This window comes from Saccharothrix luteola, assembly GCF_020859565.1.
GTDB lineage: Bacteria > Actinomycetota > Actinomycetes > Mycobacteriales > Pseudonocardiaceae > Actinosynnema > Actinosynnema luteola.
On record NZ_JAJHUO010000011.1, the window covers coordinates 230986 to 253449 of the forward strand.

Below are 22464 nucleotides of genomic sequence, written 5' to 3' on the forward strand. Positions count from 1 at the left end.
TCCGAACATGCGGATCAACCGTCGTCAGTTGCTGCGGGCGGTGGGTGTCGGCGGCGCGTTGGCGCTGGCGCCCCGGCTCGCCCTCGCCGAGTCGCCGGTCGACGCGGACCCGGTGGCGCGGCTGTACTACGAGGTCTTGTCGCGCCACACGAGGTGGGCCGAGCAGCAGTACGACCCGGTGGCCGGTCGGTACCGGCGGACGGACTTCGGGTTCGCCGTCGTCCTCGGCAACGCGGTCCTGCTGACCAGGGGCGACTACGACGCCGAGCTCACCGGGGTGGCCGAGTCGGTGCTGCACGCGCACACCGTGGCCACGATCCGGCACTTCGCCGCGAGCAACGTGCTGGCGGGTGGCGCGGAGTGGGGCAAGACGTTGTTCTGGGACACCACGTTCCAGTCGTACTTCGTGCTCGCCGCGCGCCTGCTGTGGGCCGACCTCGATCCGGCGACGCGTGCCGCCGTCGACGCGATCGCCCGCGGTCAGGCCGCCTACACCGCCGCGCTCGGCACGGGGAACGACCCGCGTTCGGGCGGGTGGACGCCCAACGGGCTCACGGGTGGGTACCGGGGCGACACGAAGCTCGAGGAGATGGGCGTCTACACGCAGGCCCTCGCACCGGGGCTGGCGTGGGCGGCCGACGACCCGGACGCGCGGGCGTGGCGCGAGGCGTTCGGCCGGTGGAGCCGCAACGAGGCCGGGTTGCCGGCCGCCGACCTGGCCAACCCGTCGGTGGTGGACGGAGTGCCGGTCTCGGCGAACACCGCGGCGAACGCGCACGACACGTTCATCGTGGAGAACCACGGTTCGTACGGGCCGCACTACCAGGAAGAGCTGTGGCGCACGTCCGGCCGCAACGCGGTGCACTTCCTGCTGGCCGGCACGCCGTTGCCGGAGGTGCTGACCGCGCAGCCCAACGGCGAGCGGCTGTGGCGCACGATCCTGGCCACGATGAGCGACGCGGGCGAGCCGCTGATGCCGATGGTGGACGACCGGGAGCACCTCTACGGCCGTGACGTGATCCCGCTGGCGTTCCGCTCGCAGGTGTTGGGCGACCGGCTGGCGGCCCGCGCGGAGGCGGCGCTGGCGTCGCGGCTGGCGGCATACCAGGCCTACCCGCCGGTGCACCGGCTGGCGAAGTTCTCCGGTGAGGCGAAGTACGAGCCGGAGGCGCGGGCGGAACTCGCGATCAGCTACCTGCTGCACGAGTGGCGCGGCCGCACCGGGCCGGTGGTGGAGCCGGTGTCGGAGGAGGAGTTCTTCGCGGCGGCGGCAGGCGTCGCGGACCACGGCGTCGAGCCGGGGCTGGTGGCGCACCAGTCGGCCCGCGCGTGGGCGGGGACCGTGACCAAGGCGGGGTACGCGAAGTTCGCCTGGCAGCCGGGGCACGACGACTGGCTGTTCGTGGTCAGCGGCGACACGCCGATGCTCGTGCCGTCGACGTCGTTGGCCGTTCGCGGGCGTTCCGCCGTGGTGTACCAGCGGGTTCGCGACGGGTTCGACGGCACGGCGTGCCTGCTGGCGTTCGCCGGTGGTCACGTCGGCACGGCGACCCTGCCCACCGGCACGGTCGTCTACGCGACGTCGGGCCTGGCGGCCGGCGAGGGCCGCGTGGACGTGCACAACCTGACCATGCCGGGCGTGCCGGGTCTCGACGGTTCCCGCACGTACCGGGCGGCGGAGGGTGCCGTCACCGTGGCGTCCGCGGATTCGCGAGTGGCCGGTGTCGCGCGGGTGGACGACCTGGTGTTCGGCACGGTGACCGCGCGGCACGTGCGGATGGTCGGCGTCACGCCTCATCCGACCTACGGGTACTCGCTGTTCACGCTGGAGGTGCGGGCCGGTGAGGGGCCGGACCTGACGCGCGGCCGGGCCACGACGGCATCGTCCTGGGACACCGGCCGCGAGCCCGGGTCGGCCACGGACGGCAGTCACACCACGCGGTGGGCGGTGTCGCGGGCGGAGCGGGGTCGGGCCGACAGCTGGCTCTCGGTGGACCTCGGCGGTCAGGTGGAGTTGGACCGGGCGCGGCTGTACTGGGAAGCGGCGGCCGGGCGGGCGTACCGGGTGCAGACGTCACCGGACGGCCTGACGTGGTCGACGGTGGTGGAGTACCCGAAGCCGGACCTGCGCAGCACGGGCGGCTGGCTGGACGTGGACGGGCGGGCGGGGTTCGTCGTGCACGGGTCGCCGAACCCGATCACGGTCACCGGTGACACCGTCGTGCTGTCCGACGGGCCGGCCGCCGGCATGGTGGTCGAGGGCTACGTCGGACCGGCCGACCTGCCCGCGTCGGCCGCCGCGGGTGCCCCGGTCTGCTCCCCCGCCACCGTCCGCGCCAGCGCGGCCGACGGTTACCTGAGCCTGTTCAACCTCTCCGACGCACCGGCCACCGGCGCGGTGTCCCTCTGCCAGGACCGCGGCGCGCTCCGCCTCTACGCCGGCCACCAGGTCGTGACACCGACCGGCACCGACTACGACCTGCTGCTGGCCCCCGCGACCGCCCGCGTCGAACCGCCCCGGTTCACCCTGGAAGGCGACGTGCCGATCGGCGTGACCGCAGTCGTGCACCACGGCGCCCAGGTCACCCTGACCGGCTCGGGCCGGGTCGCCCGCCTGACCCTGGTGTCCGCCGACGGCCACCGCGTGCCGGTCACCCTGCCTCCGCGCGTGCGGCGTGACGTCACCATCCCGCACGCCCGCCCGTACCCCCTCGCCGACCTGGCCCTGAGCCGGACCACCTACCCCACCTCTCCCCTGCCACCGGGCATGTCCGACCCTGCCGCCGCCGTGGACGACGACCCGGACACCGCCTGGACACCGGGCCCGGCGGGCCGGATGGTGGTCGACCTCGGCGCAGGCCACCACATCACCGGACTCGACCTGACGTGGACCGCCGGCCAGGTCCCCGACTGCATCGTCACCACCAGCACCGACGGCCGTTCCTACGGCCAACCGACCCCGATCCCCCGCCGCCACCGCGCCCACCTGGCCCTCGACACCACGGCCAGGTACGTCGCCGTGGCTACCCCCGACTGGCAGCCGGGCCAAGCCGCGCTCACCGCCCTCACCATCCACCCCGCGCGAGAGGCCGGGAACGTGGTGGAGACGTAGGCTCGGGAAGGTGAGTGGGACTTCGGTTGCCGGCGGGAACCCCGAGCACCAGCGGGGTGGGACGTATTCCGTCAAGGGGAAGGAGTACACCCGCGACACGCGGTACATCACCACGCGGATCACCGCGGACGGGCGGGACGGGTTTCCGGTCGTCGGTGGGCGGTACCGGCTGGTGGCGGCGCGGGCTTGTCCCTGGGCGAACCGGTCGATCATCGTGCGGCGGTTGTTGGGGTTGGAGGACGCCCTGTCGCTCGGGATGCCCGGGCCCACGCACGACGAGCGGTCGTGGACGTTCGACCTCGATCCCGGTGGGCGGGACCCCGTGTTGGGGATCGAGCGGTTGCAGGAGGCGTACTTCAAGCGCGACCCCGAGTACCCGCGCGGGATCACGGTGCCGGCGATCGTCGACACGACGACCGGCGCGGTGGTGACCAACGACTTCGCGCAGATCACGCTCGACCTGTCCACCGAGTGGCGCGAGCACCACCGCGACGGCGCGCCGGACCTGCTGCCGCAGCGCCGCCGCGACGAGATCGAGGAGGTCGACGCGCGGGTCTTCACCGAGGTCAACAACGGCGTCTACCGGTGCGGGTTCGCGGGCACGCAGGAGGCCTACGACGACGCCTACGCACGCCTGTGGAGCGCCCTGGACTGGCTGGAGGACCGGCTGCGCGACCGGCGCTACCTCGTCGGCGACACGATCACCGAAGCCGACGTCCGCCTGTTCACCACGCTCGCCCGCTTCGACCCCGTCTACCACGGCCACTTCAAGTGCAACCGGAACAAGCTGGCCGAGATGCCGGCGCTGTGGGCCTACGCCCGCGACCTGTTCCAGACGCCCGGCTTCGGCGACACGATCGACTTCACCCAGATCAAGCAGCACTACTACGTCGTGCACTCCGACATCAACCCGAGCGGGATCGTGCCCGCCGGGCCGGACCTGTCCGGCTGGGTCACGCCGCACGGCCGCGAGGCGCTCGGCGGGCGGCCGTTCGGCGACGGCACGCCGCCGGGACCCGTCCACGACGGCGAACGGGTCGACCCGGCGCACACGCCACTGCGCTGACCGCTCCGACCACGGGCGTCACGGAGACGTCGGAGACCTCGCTGGTCGAGGTCCCCGGTCACCGCGCCCGAGGCGGGCAGGTGCTCTCCCGCACCACGAGTTCCGTGGCGAGGTCTATGCGCTCGTTCGGCGGCCTCTCGCCCCGCGCCAGGCTGAACACCATGTGCGCGGCCGTGGTCGCCATCTCGCGCAACGGCTGCCGCACGGTGGTCAGCGGAGGCCCTATCCACTCGGTCACGGAGAGGTCGTCGTAGCCGACGATCGACAGGTCGTGCGGCACGGACAGCCCGAGCTCCCGCGCCGCCCGCATCACGCCCAGCGCCTGGAAGTCCGAGCCCGCGAAGATCGCGGTCGGCGGGTCGGGCCTGCTGAGCAGCTCCATGCCGTGCCCGTACCCGCCCTGGACGTAGAAGTCGCCGTACCGCACGAAATCCTGGTCCACGACGACGTTCGCGTCCTCCAGCGCGCTGCGGTACCCGTCGACCCGAGCCCGGCTGCACAGCATGGTCGTCGGTCCCGAGATGACCGCGATCCGGCGGTGGCCGAGCCCGAGCAGGTGCCGGGTCGCGGCCAGGCCGCCGGCCCAGTTCGCCGAGCCCACCGTCGGCACACCGGGCGGCGGCTCGCCCGCGGTGTCCACGAAGACGAACGGGATGTTGCGCGTGGTGAGCTGGCGGCGCTGCTCGTCGTCCAACCCCGCCAGCACCAGGATCACGCCGAGCGGCCGGCGGGCCAGCAGGTCGTCGAACCACTCGCGGCGCGGCCGGTGCTCGCCGCCGAGCTCGGACAGCACCACCGCGGCGCGCTCGTTCGCCGCGGCCAGCTCCACGCCGCGGATGATCTCGGTCGACCACGCCGAGTGCATCTCGTGGAACACCAGGTCGATGAGCGCCGGCCGGGACGACTGGCGCGCTCGTCGTCGCCGGTACCGGTGCTGTTCGATGATGCTCTCCACGCGGGCGCGCGTGTCCGGCGCGACGTCGGGCCGTCCGTTGAGGACCTTCGAGACGGTCGGGATGGACACCCCCGCCTCGGCCGCGATGGACGAGATCGACGCCGCGCCCTTCACCGTCTTCTCCGGCACGGTGCCGGCGGCGTCCCGCTCGGTCGACGAACTCATGCTGCCCCCCTGTCCGCGTCGCGGTCCGCGCACCGCACCGGATCTAAAGTTTCGACGGCCGAGCGTAAAGGTTCGACCTTCCGATCACCAGCATGACAGCTATCGGCGTACTTTCTTGGCGTGATCGGTCCAGTAAACCGGGCGGATTTCCGCCCCTGTTCATACCTGTGAACTGCGAAGACACAGGAAGGACACGGACTGTTGACGTCTTGCGGAGATCCTCCTACGGTCTCCCCACCAGATCGGCGTGTCGGAAAGTACTTCGATAGTTTCGGTCTTCACGAGGACGTGAGCGGGGGTACCTGGTCGATGATGAACAGGACGACGGAGGTCGCGACGACGCCGGCAGGCGACGCCGTCCCGGCTGCCGCCGACCGGCCGAGCGCGGCGTGGCGGGACACCTCCCGGCCCGTCGCCGAACGGGTGGACGCGCTCGTCGACGCGATGACGCTCGACGAGAAGCTGGCCCAGCTCGTCGGTGTCTGGGTCGGCGCGGACCCCTCCGGCGCCGGTGTCGCACCGCACCAGCACGACATGACCAGCGACCCGGTGGTCTGGGCGGACGTCATCGCGCACGGCCTCGGCCAGCTCACCCGCCCGTTCGGCACCCGGCCGGTCGACCCGGTGGCGGGCGCCCGCTCGCTCGCCGCGTCGCAGCGGGAGGTGGCCGGGGCCAACCGGTTCGGCATCCCGGCGCTGGTGCACGAGGAGTGCCTCACCGGCTTCGCCGCGTGGCAGGCGACCGCCTACCCCGCGCCGTTGGCCTGGGGCGCGTCGTTCGACCCCGACCTGGTGGCCGAGATGTCCGGCCTGATCGGCGCCTCGATGCGCGCGGCCGGCGTGCACCAGGGGTTGGCGCCGGTCCTGGACGTCACCCGCGACTACCGCTGGGGCCGCACCGAAGAGACCATCGGCGAGGACCCGTACCTCGTGGGCACGGTCGCCACGGCGTACGTGCGCGGCCTGGAACAGTCGGGGATCGTGGCCACGCTCAAGCACTTCGCCGGCTACTCGGCCTCCCGCGCCGGGCGCAACCTCGCGCCGGTGGCCATCGGCCCGCGCGAGTTCGCCGACGTGATCCTGCCGCCGTTCGAGATGGCCGTGCGCGACGGCGGCGTGCGGTCGGTCATGCAGTCCTACACCGAGATCGACGGCCTGCCGTCCGCGGCCGACGCCGGGCTGCTCACCACGCTGCTGCGCGACACCTGGGGCTTCGACGGCACGGTGGTCGCCGACTACTTCGCGATCAAGTTCCTCCAGACCCTGCACGGCGTGGCGGAGGACGAGGCGCACGCCGCCGCGCTGGCCCTGACCGCCGGTGTGGACGTCGAGCTGCCGACCGTGCGCTGCTACGGCACCCCGCTGCGCGAGGCGGTCGAGCGCGGCGACGTGGACGAGGCCCTGGTGGACCGGGCGTTGCGCCGGGTGCTGCGCCAGAAGGTCGAACTAGGCCTGCTCGACCCGGACTGGTCGGCGCTGCCGGCGAACGTGGACGACCTGCGGCTGGATTCACCACAAGCGCAGGACGTCACGCTCCGCCTCGCCCGGGAATCCGTGGTGCTGCTGGCCAACGACGGCGTCCTGCCGCTGCGGCCGGACGTCCGGCTCGCGGTGGTCGGCCCGCTCGCCGCCGACCCGATGGCCATGCTCGGCTGCTACTCGTTCCCCGCGCACATCGGCGTGCACCACCCGGACGCCGGGCTGGGCCTGGAGATCCCGACCGTGCTCTCCGCGCTGCGCGACGCGGTGGGCGGCGACATCGCCCACGCGAAGGGCTGCGAGGTCTCCGCCGAGCCCGACCCCGACGACATCGCCGCCGCGGTGGCGGCGGCGCGGGACGCGGACGTGTGCGTCGTCGCCGTCGGCGACCGGGCGGGCCTGTTCGGGCGCGGCACGTCGGGCGAGGGGTGCGACGCGACCGACCTGCGGCTGCCCGGCGCGCAGACCGACCTGGTCCGCGCCGTCCTCGCCACCGGCACGCCGGTCGTGCTGCTGCTGATCACCGGACGGCCCTACGCGATCGGAGACCTGGCCGACGGCGCGGCGGCGGTCGTGCAGGCCTTCTTCCCCGGGCAGCTCGGCGGGCGGGCCCTGGCGGACGTCCTGACCGGCGTGGTCGCGCCGTCCGGCCGGCTGCCCGTCGGCATCCCGAACGACCCGTCCGGCCAGCCCGGCACCTACCTGTCCGCGCCGCTCGGCCGGCGCACCGAGGTGTCCAACGTCGACCCGACGCACGCCTTCCCGTTCGGCCACGGCCTCGGCTACGACACGTTCGCCTGGTCGCCCGTGCGCCTGGTGTCCGGCGACGGGCGGTGGACCACCGACGGCGAGGTCGAGGTCGAGCTGGACGTGCGCAACCCCGGCACGCGCTCCGGCGCGGACGTGGTGCAGCTGTACCTGCACGACCCCGTCGCGCAGGTGACCCGCCCGGTCGTGCGGCTCATCGGCTACGCGCGGGTGGAGCTGGACGGTGGCGCGTCGGCACGCGTCACGTTCCGCGTGCCGGCCGACGTCACGTCGTTCACCGGCCGGGACGGCAAGCGCGTGGTGGAACCGGGCGCGGTGCAGCTGCGCGTGTCCCGGTCGAGCGCGGACGTGCACGAAGCGGTGGACCTGAGGCTCGTCGGCCCGCTGCGCGAAGTCGACCACACGCGGCGCCGGCTCACCGCCGTGTCGGTCACCCACGAGGAGGTGGACCGAGCATGACCACCCAGGTCAGCGAACCGGCGGCCGAGGCGACGCCGGACCGGACCCGGAAACCGCCCCGGACACCCAAGACGCCCCGGTACAAGACCACCTGGCGCAAGGCCTGGAAGCGGGACTGGCAGCTCTACACGCTCGTCATCGTCCCGCTGCTGTTCTTCCTGATCTTCCGCTACGCGCCGATGCTCGGCAACGTGATCGCGTTCCGCAAGTTCGTGCCCGGCGGGAGCATCTACGGCGAGACGTGGGTCGGCCTGCGCTACGTCAAGATGTTCATCAACGACCCGAACTTCTGGGAAGTCTTCGGCAACACGATGGTGCTCGGCGCGCTGTCGCTGTTCTTCGCCTTCCCGCTGCCGATCGTGCTGGCGCTGCTGCTCAACGAGGTCCGCTCGCGGTACTTCAAGCGGTTCGTGCAGACGGTGTCCTACCTGCCGCACTTCCTGTCGATCGTGATCGTGGCCGGCATGGTCATGCAGCTGGTGTCGTTGGAGGGCACGGTCAACCAGGTCGTCCGCGCGTTCGGCGGCGAGGCGGTGTCCTACATCCAGGACCCGAGCTGGTTCCGCACGATCTACGTCTCCTCTGAGGTCTGGCAGACCGTCGGCTGGGGCACGATCCTCTACCTGGCCGCGCTGACCACGATCGACTCGCAGCTCTACGAGGCGGCCCGGATCGACGGCGCGAACCGCTGGCAGCAGACGTGGCACGTGACGCTGCCCGGCATCCGCCCGACGATGATCACGCTGCTGATCCTCAACATCGGCACGTTCATGGCGGTCGGGTTCGAGAAGGTCCTGCTGCTGTACAACCCGCTGACCTATCCCACCGCGGACGTCGTGTCGACCTACCTCTACCGCGTCGGCCTGGTGTCCAACAACTTCAGCTACGCCGCCGCGATCGGCCTCTTCGAGTCGATCATCGGCCTGACGCTGATCCTGTCCGCCAACGCGATCTCGCGCCGAGCAGTGGGGACGAGCCTGTGGTGACCACCGACCCGACGCGCCTCGCGGACCGACTGGAGAAGCCCTCCGGGCCCCGCCGCACCTCGCTGGACGACTCGCGCGGCTACCGCATCTTCCGCGTCGTCAACGTCGTGCTGCTGCTCGGCGTGGTCGCGGTGACGCTGTACCCGTTCGTCAACATCGTGGCGCAGTCGTTCAGCAGCGAGGTCTACATCCGCACCGGCCAGGTCAACCTGGTGCCGCGCGGTTTCAACCTCGACACCTACAAGCTCGTCGCGTCCGACCCGGCGTTCTGGAACAGCTACCTGAACACCGTCGTCTACACCGTGACGGCCACCGCGATCTCGATCGTGCTCACCACGATCTACGCGTACGTGCTGTCGAAGCACCGGCTCAAGGGCCGGGGCCTGCTGGTCGGCATCGCGGTGTTCACCATGTTCTTCAACGGCGGCCTGATCCCGAACTACGTGCTCGTCAACGGGCTCGGGATGACCAACACGATCTGGGCGATCGTGCTGCCCAACGCGATCAGCGTGTTCAACCTGCTGGTGATGAAGGCGTTCTTCGAGAGCCTGCCGGCGGAGCTGGAGGAGGCCGCCGCGATCGACGGCCTGAACACCTACGGCATCCTGCTGCGGATCGTGCTGCCGCTGTCGAAGGCCGTGCTCGCCACGATGATCCTGTTCTACGCGGTGGCGAACTGGAACTCGTGGTTCCAGGCCTTCCTCTACCTCGACCGCTCGGAGCTGTTCCCGGTCACCGTGTACCTGCGGAACATGATCGCCGGCGCCACCTCGGCGACGTCGGTCGGCGCGGTCGAGACCAACGCGGTCGCCATCTCCGCGAACATCAAGGCGGTGACGATGGTGCTGACCGTGCTGCCCATCGTCGCCGTGTACCCGTTCATCCAGCGCTATTTCGTGTCGGGCGTGATGCTCGGCGCGGTCAAGCAGTAGCGCATCCGCTCCAGTTGACGACGGCGTCAATCACCTGAGGAGACAGCACGATGCGAACCAAATGGAAGCGAACGCTTCTGACTGCCGTCGCCGGCAGCCTCGTGGTCAGCCTGGCCGCGTGCAGCGAGGAGGGCGCGGACGCGGGCGGCGGCGTCAACCTCGACGGCAAGAAGACCGCGTCGATGGCCGACTACAAGGCGGGCGCGCAGTTCAAGGCCACCGAGCCCGTCGACGTGAGCCTGCTCTACCTCGACCAGTCGCACTACCCGATCAAGGACGACTGGCTGCTGTGGAAGGAGATCACCCAGCGGACCAACGTCACGATCAAGCCGACGGTCGTGCCCTACAGCGACTACGACCAGAAGCGCGGTCTGCTGATCAGCTCGGGTGACGCCCCGACGATCATCTCCAAGACCTACCCGGGTCAGGAGGAGCAGTTCGTCTCCTCCGGCGCGATCCTCCCCGTGAGCGACTACATCGACCTGATGCCGCACTTCAAGGACAAGGTCGAGAAGTGGAAGCTCCAGCCGGAGCTGAACACGCTGCGCCAGGAGGACGGCAAGTTCTACGTGCTGCCCGGCATGCACGAGAAGGTGTGGCAGGACTACACGCTGGCGTTCCGCACCGACGAGCTCAAGCGCCTGAACCTGCAGGCCCCGAAGGACTGGGACGAGGTCTACACCGTCCTCAAGGCGATCAAGGCCGCGAACCCGGACAGCTACCCGCTGTCGGACCGCTTCGAGGGCAAGTCGATCCTCAACTACGCGGGCCAGACCTTCGGCACGCAGGCCGGGTGGGGCTACGTCAGGAACACGATCTGGAACGAGTCCGCGCAGAAGTACGAGGTCACCGGCGCGACCCCGGAGTACAAGCAGCTGATCGAGTACTTCCACAAGCTCGTCGCCGAGGGTCTGATGGACCCGGAGAGCTTCACGCAGAAGGACGACGCGGCGATCCAGAAGTTCGCCAGCGGCAAGTCGTTCGCGATCAGCAGCAACGCGCAGAACATCGTCAACGACTACCGGCCGAACGTCTCCAAGATCCCCGGCGCGACCGTGGCGAAGATCCCGCTGCCCGCCGGGCCCAAGGGCAACGTCATCCGCGGCTCGCGCCTGGAGAGCGGCCTGATGCTGTCGGCGAAGGCGGTCGAGAGCGACAAGTTCGTGGCGACGATGCAGTTCATCGACTGGCTCTGGTACTCCGACGAGGCGCAGGAGTTCACCAAGTGGGGCGTCAAGGGCACGACCTACGACAAGGACGCCTCGGGTAAGCGGACGCTCAAGCCCGAGGTGGCATTCGGCGGAATGAACGTCGGCGCGCCGAAGAACCTCCAGCGCGACTTCGGCTTCCAGGGCGGTGTCTTCTACTACGGCGGCGCCACCGAGCTGCTGCAGTCGATGTTCACCGAGGAGGAGGTCGCCTTCCAGAAGACGATGGTCGACAAGAAGGTCGAGCCGCTGGCCCCGCCCGCGCCGCTGAACGAGGAAGAGCGCGAGCGCGCCGCGCTGCTGGAGAGCCCGCTCAAGGACTTCGTCACCCAGTCGACCTTGCAGTTCATCCTCGGCCAGCGCGACCTCTCCACGTGGGACGCCTACGTGAAGGAGTTGGAGGCCAAGGGCTCGAACGACCTCGTCGAGCTGGTCAACGGCGCCTACAAGCGCTACAAGGAGAAGAACGGCTGAGTGCCCGCGGGCCGGTCACGGCACGATGCCGTGACCGGCCCTCATCCGTGTTCGACTGCCGCCGCACGACGGGCGGCGGGCCGTTCGGTCCTGGAGGGGTTGTGAACCGCGTTACCGTCCCCGGCGAGCCGATCGGCCGCCTGTCCGAGTCGTGGCGCCACTGCGTCGGCACCGGCCGGCTCAACCTCGCGCTGCGCGCCGACTACCAGGAGTCCCTGGCCCGGGTGCAGCGCGACATCGGTTTCCGCTACATCCGCGGCCACGGGCTGCTGTCCGACGACATGGGCGTGCACCGCCGGTCCGGCGACGGGGTGACCCGGTACTCGTTCACGTACGTGGACCAGGTGTTCGACCGGTTCCTGGAGCTGGGCATCCGGCCGTTCGTCGAGCTGGGGTTCATGCCGACCGCGCTCGCCTCCGGCGACGACACGGTGTTCTGGTGGAAGGGCAACATCACCCCGCCGAACGACTGGGACGAGTGGGCCGCCCTGGTCCGCGCCGTCGTCCGGCACCTGATCGACCGCTACGGCCTGGCCGAGGTGCGCACCTGGCCGATCGAGGTGTGGAACGAGCCCAACCTGGTCAACTTCTGGAAGGACGCCGACCAGGTCGCCTACTTCCGCCTCTACGAGCTCACCGCCCGGACCGTCAAGGACGTCGACGCCGGGCTCCAGGTGGGCGGTCCGGCGATCTCGCCCGGCTCGGACGAGTGGTGGGAGCCGTTCGCCGAGTTCGTCACCCGCCGCGACGTGCCGATCGACTTCGTCAGCAGGCACGCCTACACCTCCGGCCCGGCGCAGCACGTCCCGTTCGGCACCTACCAGACGCTCGCCGCGCCCGGCACGCTGCTGGACCAGTTCGACGCGCCGCGCAAGCACCTGGCCGGCACCGCGCTGGCCGGGCTGCCGGTGCACATCACCGAGTTCAACAGCTCCTACCGGCCGGACAACCCGATCCACGACACGGCCTACCACGCCGCGTACCTCGCCCCGGTGCTCGCCGGCGGCACGGACCTGGTGGACTCGTACTCCTACTGGACGTTCTGCGACGTCTTCGAGGAGGAGAACGTGCCGACCTCGTTGTTCCACGGCGGTTTCGGCCTGCTCACGCACCGGCAGGTGCCGAAGCCGACCTACCACCTCTACGCGTTCATGGCCCGGATGGGCTCCCGGGTGCTGGCGCGCGGCGCGGACCACCTGGTGTGCGCGACCGACGACGGCCGGATCACCGTGCTGGCCTGGCAGCCGGTCGGCGGCACCGACGGTCCGGACGCGCCCGGGCGGCACGAGGTGCGGCTGTCGGTCCCGCTGACGGGTCCGCGCGCGTTCGTCCGCCGGGAGCGGGTCAACGAGCACGACGGCAACGCGTTCGGCGCGTGGCGCGAGCTGGGGCGTCCGCGCTCACCCGACCTCCGCGCGCTCGACGTGCTGCGCGACTGCGCGCGTCCCGCCCTGGAGCACCGGTCGGCGGCGGTCGTGGACGGGCGGGTCGAGCTCGACCTCGCGCTGGCACGGCACGAGGTCACGTTCGTCGAGCTCACGCCCGTGCGCGCCGAGGAGCACGAAGGGCTGGACGACCGGCGGCTGCTCGGCGCCTCCGACGACCGGCTCGTGGCGCCGCACGAGGGGGCGTGACCGTGGCGGCCGAACGACGGGGTGATCCCGCCGCCGAGATCGGGGCGGGCATCCTGTCGCGCATCGCGTCCGTCGTGTACTGGTTCGTCGTCATCGAGGCCATGCTGGCGCTGACGACGGCGCCGGGTTTCCTCGTGCTGCTGTTCCTGGACCGCGGCGCGGGCAACGCGCCCCTGATCGGGCTGTGCTTCGCCCCCGTGGCCCCGGCGCTGTCGGCCGCCGTCTACGCCTGGCGGGTGTTCCTCGACGACCGCGACCTCTCCCCCGCCCGGCACTTCCGCCGCGGCTACCGGCTCAACTGGCTCGACGTGCTGCGCTGGTGGCTGCCCGCGCTGGCGGTGCTCACCGTGATCGGCTTCAGCCTGGCGAACCTGGAGCTGGCCGGCGTGCCGCCCGGGTACGGCCTGGTGCTGATCGTGGTCGCGGTGGCGCTGCTGGTCTGGTCGACCCAGGCGCTGGTGCTGTCGTCCACGCTGTCGCTGCGCACCCGCGACACCGCGCGCCTGGCGTCCTACTACCTGGCCGCACGGCCCGCGAGCGCGCTCGGCGCGTTGTCGCTGCTCGTCGCGGCCGGCGGGCTCGTCGTGCTCACCTCCGACTGGGTGCTCGCGCTGCTCGCCTCCCCGTTCACCCTGCTCCTGCTGCGCAACGCCGAGCCGGTGCTGCGCGACGCCACCGAGAGGTTCACCGCGTGACCCCGCAGATCGTGCCCCGGAGGATCGGTTACGGCGGCGACTACAACCCCGAGCAGTGGCCCCGCGAGGTCTGGGACGACGACTACGCCGCGTTCAAGCTCGCCGGCATCAACACGGTCACGGTCGGCGTGTTCGCGTGGGCACACCTCGAGCCCACCGAGTTCGCCTACGACTTCTCGACGTTGGACGCGATCGTGGAGCGCGCGACGGCCGAGGGCATGCGGATCGTGCTGGCCACTCCCAGCGGCGCGATGCCGCCGTGGCTGGCGCGGAAGTACCCGGAGGCGTGCCGGGTCGACTTCGAGGGACGGCAGCACGTCTACGGGCAGCGGCACAACGCCTGCCCGTCGTCGTCCGACTTCCGCCGGGCCGCCGTGGCGCTGGCCAAGCGGCTGGCCCGGCGGTACGGCGACAACCCGGCGATCGTGGCCTGGCACATCGGCAACGAGTACGGCGGCGCGTGCTGGTGCGGCAACTGCGGTGACGCGTTCCGCCGGTGGCTGCGCCGCCGCTACGGCAGCTTGGACCGGCTCAACGCCGCGTGGAACACCACGTTCTGGTCGCACACGTTCACCAAGTGGGCGCAGATCGAGCCGCCGAACGCGCTGTCGGAGCACTGGCGCGGGCCCGACCACACCGCGTTCCAGGGCATCACGCTCGACTACAAGCGGTTCATGTCCGACGCGCTGCTGGACGGGTTCCTGGCGGAGAAGGCGGCCATCCGGAAGTACTCGCCGGACACGCCCGTGACCACGAACATGATGGGCCTGTACCAGCCGATCGACTACCACCGGTGGGCGCCGCACCTGGACTTCGCGTCGTGGGACAACTACCCGCCGGAGGACCGGTCGCCCACCCGTACCGCCGCGCGGATGGCGTTGGCGCACCGGTTGATGCGCGGGCTGCGCGACGGCGAGCCGTTCTGGGTCATGGAGCAGACCCCGTCGGTGACCGCTTCGCGCGACGTGAACCCGGTCAAGCGGCCCGGTGTGCTGCGGCTGTGGTCGTGGCAGTCGGTCGCCAACGGCGCGGACGCGGTGCTGTACTTCCAGCTGCGGCAGTCGCGGGGCGCGTGCGAGAAGTACCACGGCGCGGTGCTCGACCACGCGGGCCGCACGGACACGCGGGTGTTCCGGGAGGTGGCCGAGCTGGGCGACGAGTTCGCCCGCGTCGGCGACGCCCTGCTGGGTGGCCGCACGCCCGCGCGCGCCGCGCTGCTCGTCGACTGGGACAGCTGGTGGGCGGTCGAGATGTCCGACGGCCCCAACCGCAACGTGCGCTACCTGGACGTGCTGACCGCCTACCACCGGGCGTTGTGGCAGGCGAACGTCCCGCTGGACGTGGTGCCGGTGACGGCCGACCTCTCCGGCTACGACGTGGTCGTCGCGCCGTTGCTGCACATGGTGAAGGGCGATCTCGCAGAGCGGGTGACGGCGCTGGTCGAGCGCGGCGGCACGTTCGTGACCACCGCGCTGTCGGGTCGGGTCGACGAGGACGACAACGCGTTCCTGGCCGACGTGCCGGGGCCGTTCGCGTCGCTGCTCGGGTTGCGGGTCGAGGAGACCGACGCCCAGCAGCCCGACGTGGTGAACCCGGTGACGCTGTTCGGCGTCGAGCACGAAGCCCGGCACGTGTTCGAGGTGGTCGTGCCCGACGACGCGGAGGTGCTCGGCACCTACGGCTCGGACTTCTACGCCGATACGCCCGCCGTGACCCGCGCGGCACGGGGGCGCGGCCACGCCTGGTACGTGGCGACGTTGCTGGACGACGCCGGTGTGGCCGCCGTCGTGCGCACGGCGTTGGCGGAGCACGGGTTGATCGGGCCGCTCGGCGACGTGCCGGACGTCGAGGTCACCGAGCGCGTCGTGCCGGACGGCACGCGGTACCTGTTCGTGCTCAACCACGGGGCTGCCCGTCGGGTGGAGTGCCCGGTCGGCGGGACGAACCTGCTCGACGGGCGGGTGCTGCGGGCCGGTGAGCCGCTGGACCTGGCCGCGACGGCGGTGCTGGTGATCCGCCAGTAGGGCGGTCACGCCGTACCTGTGGTTCGACACGAGCTCCGTGGTCGGCACGACACCACGCCGCCGTCGCAGGACGGCACCTGAAGAGCGGTGTCGGGCGCCCTCCCGCGCCGTTACCGTTCGGCACCGGGAGGTGGGCCCCATGGTCCGAACGTTGCTCGTCGCCGCCGTCACCGCCGCGCTGCTGGTGCCCGGCGCACAGGTGGACGCGGCACCCGCCGGCGCGGACCTCTCGGTCGACCTGACCGCCGTCGCGGCGGTGGTCATGCCGGTGGTGGACTACCACGTGTCCGTGACCAACAACGGACCCGAGCCGCTCACCTCCGCCACGGTCGTCGTCGCACTGGACCCCAGGAGCTGGATCACCACGACGCCCTGCGCCTTCGCCGACGCGACGCTCACGTGCTCGTTCGGCTCGCTGGCCCCGGGCGCGACCACGACCCTGGTCAACCGGGTCTACTTCGCCGTCTTCAACACCGAGGCGACCGTCGACGCCACCGCGACCAGGACCGCGAGCACGCCCGCGGACCCCAACGCCGGCAACGACGCCGACACCGCACGCTGCCGCCACGAGATGGAGCAGATCGGCTTTCCGCCGTGGCCGTACTACATGCGCTGTTGAGCGCCTGCCCGGAGCCGTGTCCGACGGTGGGAAGCCGTCCCGGCGACGACCGGTGTGAGCACCGCGCGATGCGACCTTCGAGCTAGTGGATCGTGCGGCCGTGCGCGTCGGGCACGCCGGACTTGCGCCGGAAGTACGTGTTCACCTGGTCGCGCCACTCGGTCGCGCACCGCAGCTGCTCGGCGAGCAGGTCGGTCACGCGCTCGAAGACGTCGGCGGGGACGCGCCCCTCCAGCGACGCCCACGTCTCCGCCATCCGCCGCACCTCCTCGTGACCGGCGAAGTGCGTGTCGTAGATGTGCTGGATCACGGTCGTCCCCGAGTGCAGGACGTGGTCGTAGGGCACGTGGTGGAAGAACAGCAGCAGCTCGTCCGGGCACGTCCCGACCGACTCGTACCGGTCGCGCCACGGCGGCGGGTACTGGCCGGCGAAGCCCGTGCCCGTGGCGCACGTGCGGTCCACGCCGACGCCGTCCCGGTCGGCGAAGTGGTAGGTGCCCCAGGAGGAGTACTCGTAGCCGTCCACGTCGGGCCCGTAGTGCAGGCCCGGCTGCACCATGAAGCCGACGCCCAACGGCGCCGTGTACCGCTCATAGGTCAGCCACGAGCCGTCCATCACCTCGTGCAACGCCTCGCGCACGGCCGGGGCGTCGGGGAAGGTGAGGCCGATCCACTCGTCCAGCACCGCCTCCGGCGCGAGCCGCTCGTCCCACGCGAGCCGGCCGAAGCCGAACAGGTTGGCCTGCGCCAACGGGTGCCCGGTCCAGAACGGGTCCTCGCCCACGTTCGACACCGCGACCACGCCACCGGCGGGAGCGGCGGCCCGGCCCGCGGCGACGTCCGCGACCGTCGACCCGCCCTCGCCCCAAGGCTCGAAGCCGAGCATCTCGCGCCACTGCGGCACGAGGTGGCACACGTGCTTCTGGTGCCCGGTGTACTCCTGGGTCACCTGGAACTCGACCGCGAGCCGGGTGCGCGGCATGGCCGCGATCACCGGGGACAGCGGCTCGCGCACCTGGAAGTCCATCGGACCGGCCTTCACCTGCACCACGACGTTCGCGTCGAACGCGCCGTCCAGCGGGGCGAAGTTGTCGTAGGCGGCCCGGGCGCGGTCGGTCGTCCGGTCGCGCCAGTCCTGGCGGTGGTTGTAGACGAACGCGCGCCAGAACACCGTGCCGCCGAACGGCGCGAGGGCCCGGGCCAGCGCGTTCGCGCCGTCGGCGTGGTCGCGGCCGTAGGCGAACGGGCCGGGCTGGCCCTCGGAGTCGGCCTTGACCACGTACCCGCCGAAGTCGGGGATCGCCGCGTACACCTCGGCGGTCCTGCGCGCCCACCAGTCGCGCACGGCCGGGTCGAGCGGATCGGCGGTCGGCAGGCCGCCGAGGGTGATCGGCGCGGCGAAGCTCACCGACAGGTGCACCTTGATCCCGTGCGGGCGGAACACCTCCGCCAGCCGCACGACGTCCGGCAGCAGGTCGGTGAGCAGGCGGGCCTCGGTGCGGCCCACGTTGACGTTGTTGAGGCAGACCCGGTTGACGCCGATCGAGCCGAGCAGCCGCGCGTAGGCGCGCACCCGGGAGAGGTCGGCGCGGACCGCGCCGTCGTCGTAGAAGATCGAGCCGCCCGAGTACCCGCGCTCGACCTGGCCCATCACCGGGTGCGCGTCGACGTTGTCCCAGTGGTCGAGCATGCGGACCGGCTGGCGCGGCGCGTGCCGCTCCGGCCGCGCCTCGCCCGTGAACGCCGCTTCACCCTGCCGCACCACGTGGTGCAAGCCGTAGAGCAGGCCGACGCCGTCGATCGCGCGGACCACCGTGGTGGTGCCGGCCCTGCCGACGACGAACGCCTCGGGATCGGTCTCGCCGTCGTCCGGCGCGCACACCAGTTCCAGGTCCGCGGGACCGTCGTCGACCAGCGCGCCGCCGTGCTCGGCCGCCGCCACCTCGACCTCGGCGCGGACCGTGGCGACGACCGGGCCGTCCCCGATGACGCGGACCCGCCGTGAGCCGATCGGCCGGAACGCGGAGGCCGGTAGCCACGCTGGGTGCACGTCGATCATGGGGAAGTTCCTCCCGGACGGGGATGGGGTGACATCGCCAAACTATGTCGCCTTTGCTTCCCCGGCAAGGAAAACCAGCCGTCCACTGTCGACTTTCACGAGTGTGAACGAGCGCGAAACTTTTGCGCGGCAACGGTTCCCGCTCGGCCGTCTCAACTGGACCGGCGGACCCCTGGGCGCGACTCGAACAGCTCAAGCGGCACGGCGTCCGCGAGGGCCTGGTAGCCGGCCGGTGTCATGTGCAGGTGGTCGCCGTCGTCGTAGGCCGCGAGCAGCCGTCGGTGGTCGTGCGGGTCGCGTGCCGCCGCGTCGAAGTCGAGCACGGCGTCGAACGCGCCCTTGGTGCGGATCCACTCGTTGACCGCCTGACGTGCCGCCTCGCGGTGGCCGTCCGGGTCGTCGTACGCCTCGTTGCCGCCCAGCGGCGCCAGCGTCGCCCCGCACACCGTGATGCCGTGCGCGTGAGCGCGCACCACGATCTGCTCGTAGGCCGCGCAGAGGTCGTCCGCGACCTGCTTCTGCGCGACGGCGGTGGCGTCGGCCGTGCAGATGTCGTTGATGCCCTCGAACACCACCAGCCACACCACGCCGGTCTGCGCCAGCACGTCGCGGTCCAGCCGGGCCAGCGCGCTCGGGCCGATCCCCTCGCTGAGCACCCGGTTCCCGCCGGTGCCCTGGTTGAGCACGGCGACGTCCGCCGTCGCGGGCCGTGCCCGGAGCCGGGCCGACAGGCGGTCGGGCCAGCGGTCGTTGCCGTTGGTGGTGGAGCCCCGGCCGTCGGTCAGGGAGTCGCCCAGCGTGACCACGGCCGAGGCGGCGCGCTCCGACCAGACCTCGATGCCGCTGAGGAAGTACCAGTGGTCGGTGGTCGTCGCGCCCGGCAGGTCGTCGGCCTCGACGTGGTCGCCCGCGAGGAGGTGGGAGGTCGTGCGGGAGCCGGGGTGCGAGGTGACCAGGTCGGACGCCTGCCCGTCGGCCAGGAACACCGTCACCGTCAGGTTCGCCTCCGGCCCGACCGGGAAGTCCAGCGGGTCCGACACGACCTGCGCGCCGACCGGCACGACGACGCCCGGCCGACCGTGGAACGCGACCGGGCGGACCGAGCCCGGCTCGACCGCGCCGACGCCGGCCCGGCCGCCGAGGGGACGGGCCACGGTCACCGCCGTGATCGGCAGCGCCGCGCCGCCGAACGCGTTCGAGAACCGCAGTCGCAGCCGGTCGCCGCCGATCGTGACGCGCGCGGTCTGCCTCAGCGTGGCGTCGGCGAGCACCAGCCCGTCCCCGGTGAACGGCTCGGGCGGCAGGTTGTCCGGTTCGGTCCGCTGAGGCGCCGACACCCAGGTGTGCACCCAACGACCGGACGGACGGGGATCGTCGGGCGACACGCTGTGACTCATGCTTCCGATTGTGGTGCAGCGGGCGCGCCGCGGTCAGCCCGGGGTCTCAACTGGGGACGCGCCCGAGGCGTGCCGAAGGCAACCGGCACGCGGCCGTAGCGAAACCCCCGGTCGCCGACGATCTCCCGGGCGGTAGGTCAGCACAACGCCCGAAGGAGGGCACATGCCCCGCTTGTCCCGGTTATGGGTGGCGATCGCCGCCGCGACCCTGGTCCTGTCCGGCACGGCTCACGCGCAGGACGACCGCAGGGTGGTCATCGGCACCCCGACCACCGGCGCCGCGGCCGAGGTCGGCGTCCCGATCCTGGTCACCGGCCTCTCGATCGCCCCGACGACGGTCGCGATCACCGCCACCGAGCTGACGTTCGACGGCGGGGCCACCTGGGTGACCGCCGAAGTCCTGCGCGATCACGACCCGTCCCGGGTCGACTGGCGGTACGTCCACACGCCCACCGCGGCCGGTGACGTCGCGGTCGCCGGTCGCGTCGTCACCGCCTCCGGCGCCGGCCCGACCGGCGCGCCCGTCGTCGTCCACGTCGGCGGGGCGGCCGTGACGCAGCCGGTGAACTGCGCGACCCGGTGCGAGCTCGGCACCTACTACAAGGACGTGGTCGACGATCCCGACCGCGAGCCGGTCGAGGTCGGCATGCGGTTCCAGGTCGACCGGCCCGGGCAGCTGCTGGGCGCGTCCCTCGGACGGGGCGCCTACCGGGGGCCGATCAGCCTGCGGCTGTGGTCGAAGTCGGGCGTGCTGCTCGCCGAGCAGCCCTGGGACCACCCCGGTCTGATGGCCGAGATCGACTTCCCGACGCCCGTCGCGGTCGAGCCCGGCCACGACTACGTGATCTCGTACTACACACCGCAAGGCGGCTACGCGACCTCGGAGGACTTCTTCATCGGCACGCTGGTGCGGGCGCCGTTCATCGCGCCGCCGGGCGCGGGCGTCTACCACTACGGCGTCGGCGGCGGGTTCCCGACCGACAGCTGGCACGACAGCACCTACTGGGTGCTGCCGGAGTTCCGCGGCTGACCGCTTGCGCCAACCAGGCGACCCGCGTGTGGACCGGGGGCCGGGCGGGAACCGTCTCGGTGACGTCCGGCCCAGGGAGGCGACATGCGCGGGCTCCTGCTCACCGCGGCGCTGGTGGTTCCCGCGCTCGTGGCCGCCGGGTGCGGCGGTCTGGGGTCGGACCGCTCCGACGCGCTGGTCACCATGGGGTTCGGCCTCCCGGACGAGCACGCGACCGCGCGCGTGGCGGTGTTCCGGGAGGCCAACCCCGGCGTCGACCTGCGGATCAGCGAGGGCGCGTTCGACGAGCAGCAGTTCCTGTCCGCCGTCGCCGCGGGCGACCCGCCCGACCTGGTCTACGCCGAGCGGCGCAAGCTCGGCGGTTACGCGGCGCGTGGCGCGGTGCAGAGCCTGGACGCGTGCGTGCGGGAGCACGGCGTCGACCTGGGCGTGTTCCGGGAGGCGGCCCTGCGCCAGGTCACCGACGAGGGGGAGGTGCACGGGCTGCCGGAGTTCTCCAGCGTCCGGCTGATGATCGTGAACAACCCGGTGGTGCGGGCCGCGGGCCTGGACCCGGCGGCGCTGTCCACGGCGGACTGGGCCGGGACGGGCGAGCTGGCCGACCGGCTGGCGCGGGTCGGCGGCGGACGCGTGGAGCGCATCGGCTTCGACCCGAAGGTGCCCGAGTTCCTGCCGCTGTGGGCCAAGGCGAACGGTGCCGAGCTGATCGGGCCCGACGCCCGGCTGGACGACCCGCGCGTGGTCGAGGCGGTCCGCCACACCACCGACCTCGTGGCCAGGCAGGGCGGCTGGGCGTCGTTCAAGGCGTTCCGCGACACGTTCGACCAGTTCGGCGCGAACAACCAGTACGTGACCGGGCAGCTCGCCGCGATGCCGATGGACTCGTGGTACATCAACACGCTCGCGACCAACTCCCCCGACGCCGACGTGACGATCGCGCCGTTCACGGACCGGAACGGGCAGGTGCTCACCGAGTCCGGCGGGCAGGCGTGGGCGATCCCCAAAGGCGCCAGGCACCCCGAGCTGGCGTGCCGCTTCCTGGTCACGATGACCGACGCGCAGACCTGGGTCACGGCCGCGATGGCTCGGCGCGACGCGCTGGCCAAGGCCGGGCGGCCCTACGGCGGCACGTTCACCGGCAACCGGGCCGCCGACGAGCGGATCTTCCGCGAGGTGTTCGCCCCCAAGGGCAACCCGATCCTGGAGCAGGGCGTGCCGGTGGCGCTGTCGTTGCAGGACAAGGCGTTCGCGCTGCCGCCGAGCCCGGCCGCGAGCGAGCTCGTGCGCGCCTGGGAGGGCGCGGTGAACCGGGTGCTGGTCGGGCAGCAGGACCCCGAGGAGGCGATGGCCCAGGCGCAGCGCGAAGCGGAACGGGCGCTCAAGCGGGTGGGCGGGAGGTAGG

15 protein-coding genes are annotated in these 22464 nt (G+C 71.9%); 12 read left to right on the forward strand and 3 right to left on the reverse strand.

Features of this window, described 5'->3' with window-relative positions; translation table 11 throughout:
* The first annotated feature begins 7 nt into the window (after positions 1–7).
* Positions 8–3112 (forward strand): discoidin domain-containing protein, encoded by a 3105-nt coding sequence (locus LNK82_RS17680; RefSeq protein WP_230568085.1) that lies wholly within the window; start codon positions 8–10, stop codon positions 3110–3112.
* A 106-nt stretch (positions 3113–3218) separates the two neighbouring features.
* Positions 3219–4178 carry a glutathione S-transferase family protein gene (locus LNK82_RS17685; protein ID WP_230568122.1) on the forward strand — a complete coding sequence of 320 codons (960 nt, stop codon included), beginning with the start codon at positions 3219–3221 and terminating at the stop codon, positions 4176–4178.
* A gap of 58 nt (positions 4179–4236) precedes the next feature.
* Here LNK82_RS17685 and LNK82_RS17690 read toward each other — a convergent pair whose 3' ends face one another.
* Positions 4237–5298: a LacI family DNA-binding transcriptional regulator gene (locus LNK82_RS17690; RefSeq protein ID WP_230568086.1), complete on the reverse strand. Its 1062-nt coding sequence runs from the start codon at positions 5296–5298 to the stop codon at positions 4237–4239.
* 312 nt (positions 5299–5610) lie between these two features.
* Here LNK82_RS17690 and LNK82_RS17695 point away from each other — a divergent pair, with 312 nt between their 5' ends.
* The 8 genes from LNK82_RS17695 (at position 5611) to LNK82_RS17730 (ending at position 16576) form a co-directional block, all read left to right on the forward strand.
* Positions 5611–8004 (forward strand): beta-xylosidase/alpha-l-arabinosidase, encoded by a 2394-nt coding sequence (locus tag LNK82_RS17695; protein WP_230568087.1) that lies wholly within the window; start codon positions 5611–5613, stop codon positions 8002–8004.
* A complete protein-coding gene (locus LNK82_RS17700) occupies positions 8001–8990 on the forward strand; it encodes an ABC transporter permease (protein ID WP_230568088.1) in 990 nt (329 codons plus the stop codon). Before LNK82_RS17695 ends, LNK82_RS17700 begins: the two co-directional genes overlap by 4 nt.
* The gene (locus tag LNK82_RS17705) at positions 8987–9922 is read left to right on the forward strand and encodes a carbohydrate ABC transporter permease (RefSeq protein ID WP_230568089.1); all 936 of its coding nucleotides are present in this window, start codon (positions 8987–8989) and stop codon (positions 9920–9922) included. Before LNK82_RS17700 ends, LNK82_RS17705 begins: the two co-directional genes overlap by 4 nt.
* Positions 9923–9972: 50 nt before the next feature.
* On the forward strand, positions 9973–11604 hold the full coding sequence (locus LNK82_RS17710) for an ABC transporter substrate-binding protein (RefSeq protein WP_230568090.1): 1632 nt from the start codon (positions 9973–9975) through the stop codon (positions 11602–11604).
* 101 nt (positions 11605–11705) lie between these two features.
* Positions 11706–13238 (forward strand): GH39 family glycosyl hydrolase, encoded by a 1533-nt coding sequence (locus LNK82_RS17715; protein ID WP_230568091.1) that lies wholly within the window; start codon positions 11706–11708, stop codon positions 13236–13238.
* Positions 13235–13933 carry a DUF624 domain-containing protein gene (locus LNK82_RS17720; RefSeq protein WP_230568092.1) on the forward strand — a complete coding sequence of 233 codons (699 nt, stop codon included), beginning with the start codon at positions 13235–13237 and terminating at the stop codon, positions 13931–13933. The genes LNK82_RS17715 and LNK82_RS17720 overlap by 4 nt, the downstream gene beginning before the upstream one ends.
* The gene (locus tag LNK82_RS17725) at positions 13930–15957 is read left to right on the forward strand and encodes a beta-galactosidase (RefSeq protein ID WP_230568093.1); all 2028 of its coding nucleotides are present in this window, start codon (positions 13930–13932) and stop codon (positions 15955–15957) included. Before LNK82_RS17720 ends, LNK82_RS17725 begins: the two co-directional genes overlap by 4 nt.
* A gap of 139 nt (positions 15958–16096) precedes the next feature.
* Positions 16097–16576, forward strand: coding sequence for a DUF11 domain-containing protein (locus LNK82_RS17730; RefSeq protein WP_230568094.1), 480 nt, complete (start codon positions 16097–16099; stop codon positions 16574–16576).
* Between the two features lie 82 nt (positions 16577–16658).
* On the opposite strand, the gene LNK82_RS17735 is transcribed toward LNK82_RS17730, so the two are convergent.
* Positions 16659–18635 (reverse strand): alpha-glucuronidase, encoded by a 1977-nt coding sequence (locus LNK82_RS17735; RefSeq protein ID WP_230568095.1) that lies wholly within the window; start codon positions 18633–18635, stop codon positions 16659–16661.
* Positions 18636–18787: 152 nt separating this feature from the next.
* Positions 18788–20032: an SGNH/GDSL hydrolase family protein gene (locus LNK82_RS17740; protein WP_230568096.1), complete on the reverse strand. Its 1245-nt coding sequence runs from the start codon at positions 20030–20032 to the stop codon at positions 18788–18790.
* 172 nt (positions 20033–20204) lie between these two features.
* Between LNK82_RS17740 and LNK82_RS17745 the strand changes: the two genes are divergently transcribed.
* Together LNK82_RS17745 and LNK82_RS17750 are read left to right on the forward strand one after the other, a co-directional pair.
* The gene (locus LNK82_RS17745; protein ID WP_230568097.1) at positions 20205–21062 is read left to right on the forward strand and encodes a DUF4082 domain-containing protein; all 858 of its coding nucleotides are present in this window, start codon (positions 20205–20207) and stop codon (positions 21060–21062) included.
* 84 nt (positions 21063–21146) lie between these two features.
* Positions 21147–22463: an ABC transporter substrate-binding protein gene (locus LNK82_RS17750; protein ID WP_230568098.1), complete on the forward strand. Its 1317-nt coding sequence runs from the start codon at positions 21147–21149 to the stop codon at positions 22461–22463.
* Position 22464 lies beyond the last annotated feature (1 nt).

What these genes read in the sequence shown, in the direction of transcription:
- LNK82_RS17750 (WP_230568098.1), top strand. Translation starts at nt 21,147, where the DNA reads ATGCGCGGGCTCCTGCTCACCGCGGCGCTGGTGGTTCCCGCGCTCGTG.
- LNK82_RS17690 (WP_230568086.1), bottom strand. Translation starts at nt 5,298, where the DNA reads ATGAGTTCGTCGACCGAGCGGGACGCCGCCGGCACCGTGCCGGAGAAG.
- LNK82_RS17700 (WP_230568088.1), top strand. Translation starts at nt 8,001, where the DNA reads ATGACCACCCAGGTCAGCGAACCGGCGGCCGAGGCGACGCCGGACCGG.
- LNK82_RS17735 (WP_230568095.1), bottom strand. Translation starts at nt 18,635, where the DNA reads ATGATCGACGTGCACCCAGCGTGGCTACCGGCCTCCGCGTTCCGGCCG.
- LNK82_RS17695 (WP_230568087.1), top strand. Translation starts at nt 5,611, where the DNA reads ATGAACAGGACGACGGAGGTCGCGACGACGCCGGCAGGCGACGCCGTC.
- LNK82_RS17730 (WP_230568094.1), top strand. Translation starts at nt 16,097, where the DNA reads ATGGTCCGAACGTTGCTCGTCGCCGCCGTCACCGCCGCGCTGCTGGTG.
- LNK82_RS17680 (WP_230568085.1), top strand. Translation starts at nt 8, where the DNA reads ATGCGGATCAACCGTCGTCAGTTGCTGCGGGCGGTGGGTGTCGGCGGC.
- LNK82_RS17740 (WP_230568096.1), bottom strand. Translation starts at nt 20,032, where the DNA reads ATGAGTCACAGCGTGTCGCCCGACGATCCCCGTCCGTCCGGTCGTTGG.
- LNK82_RS17710 (WP_230568090.1), top strand. Translation starts at nt 9,973, where the DNA reads ATGCGAACCAAATGGAAGCGAACGCTTCTGACTGCCGTCGCCGGCAGC.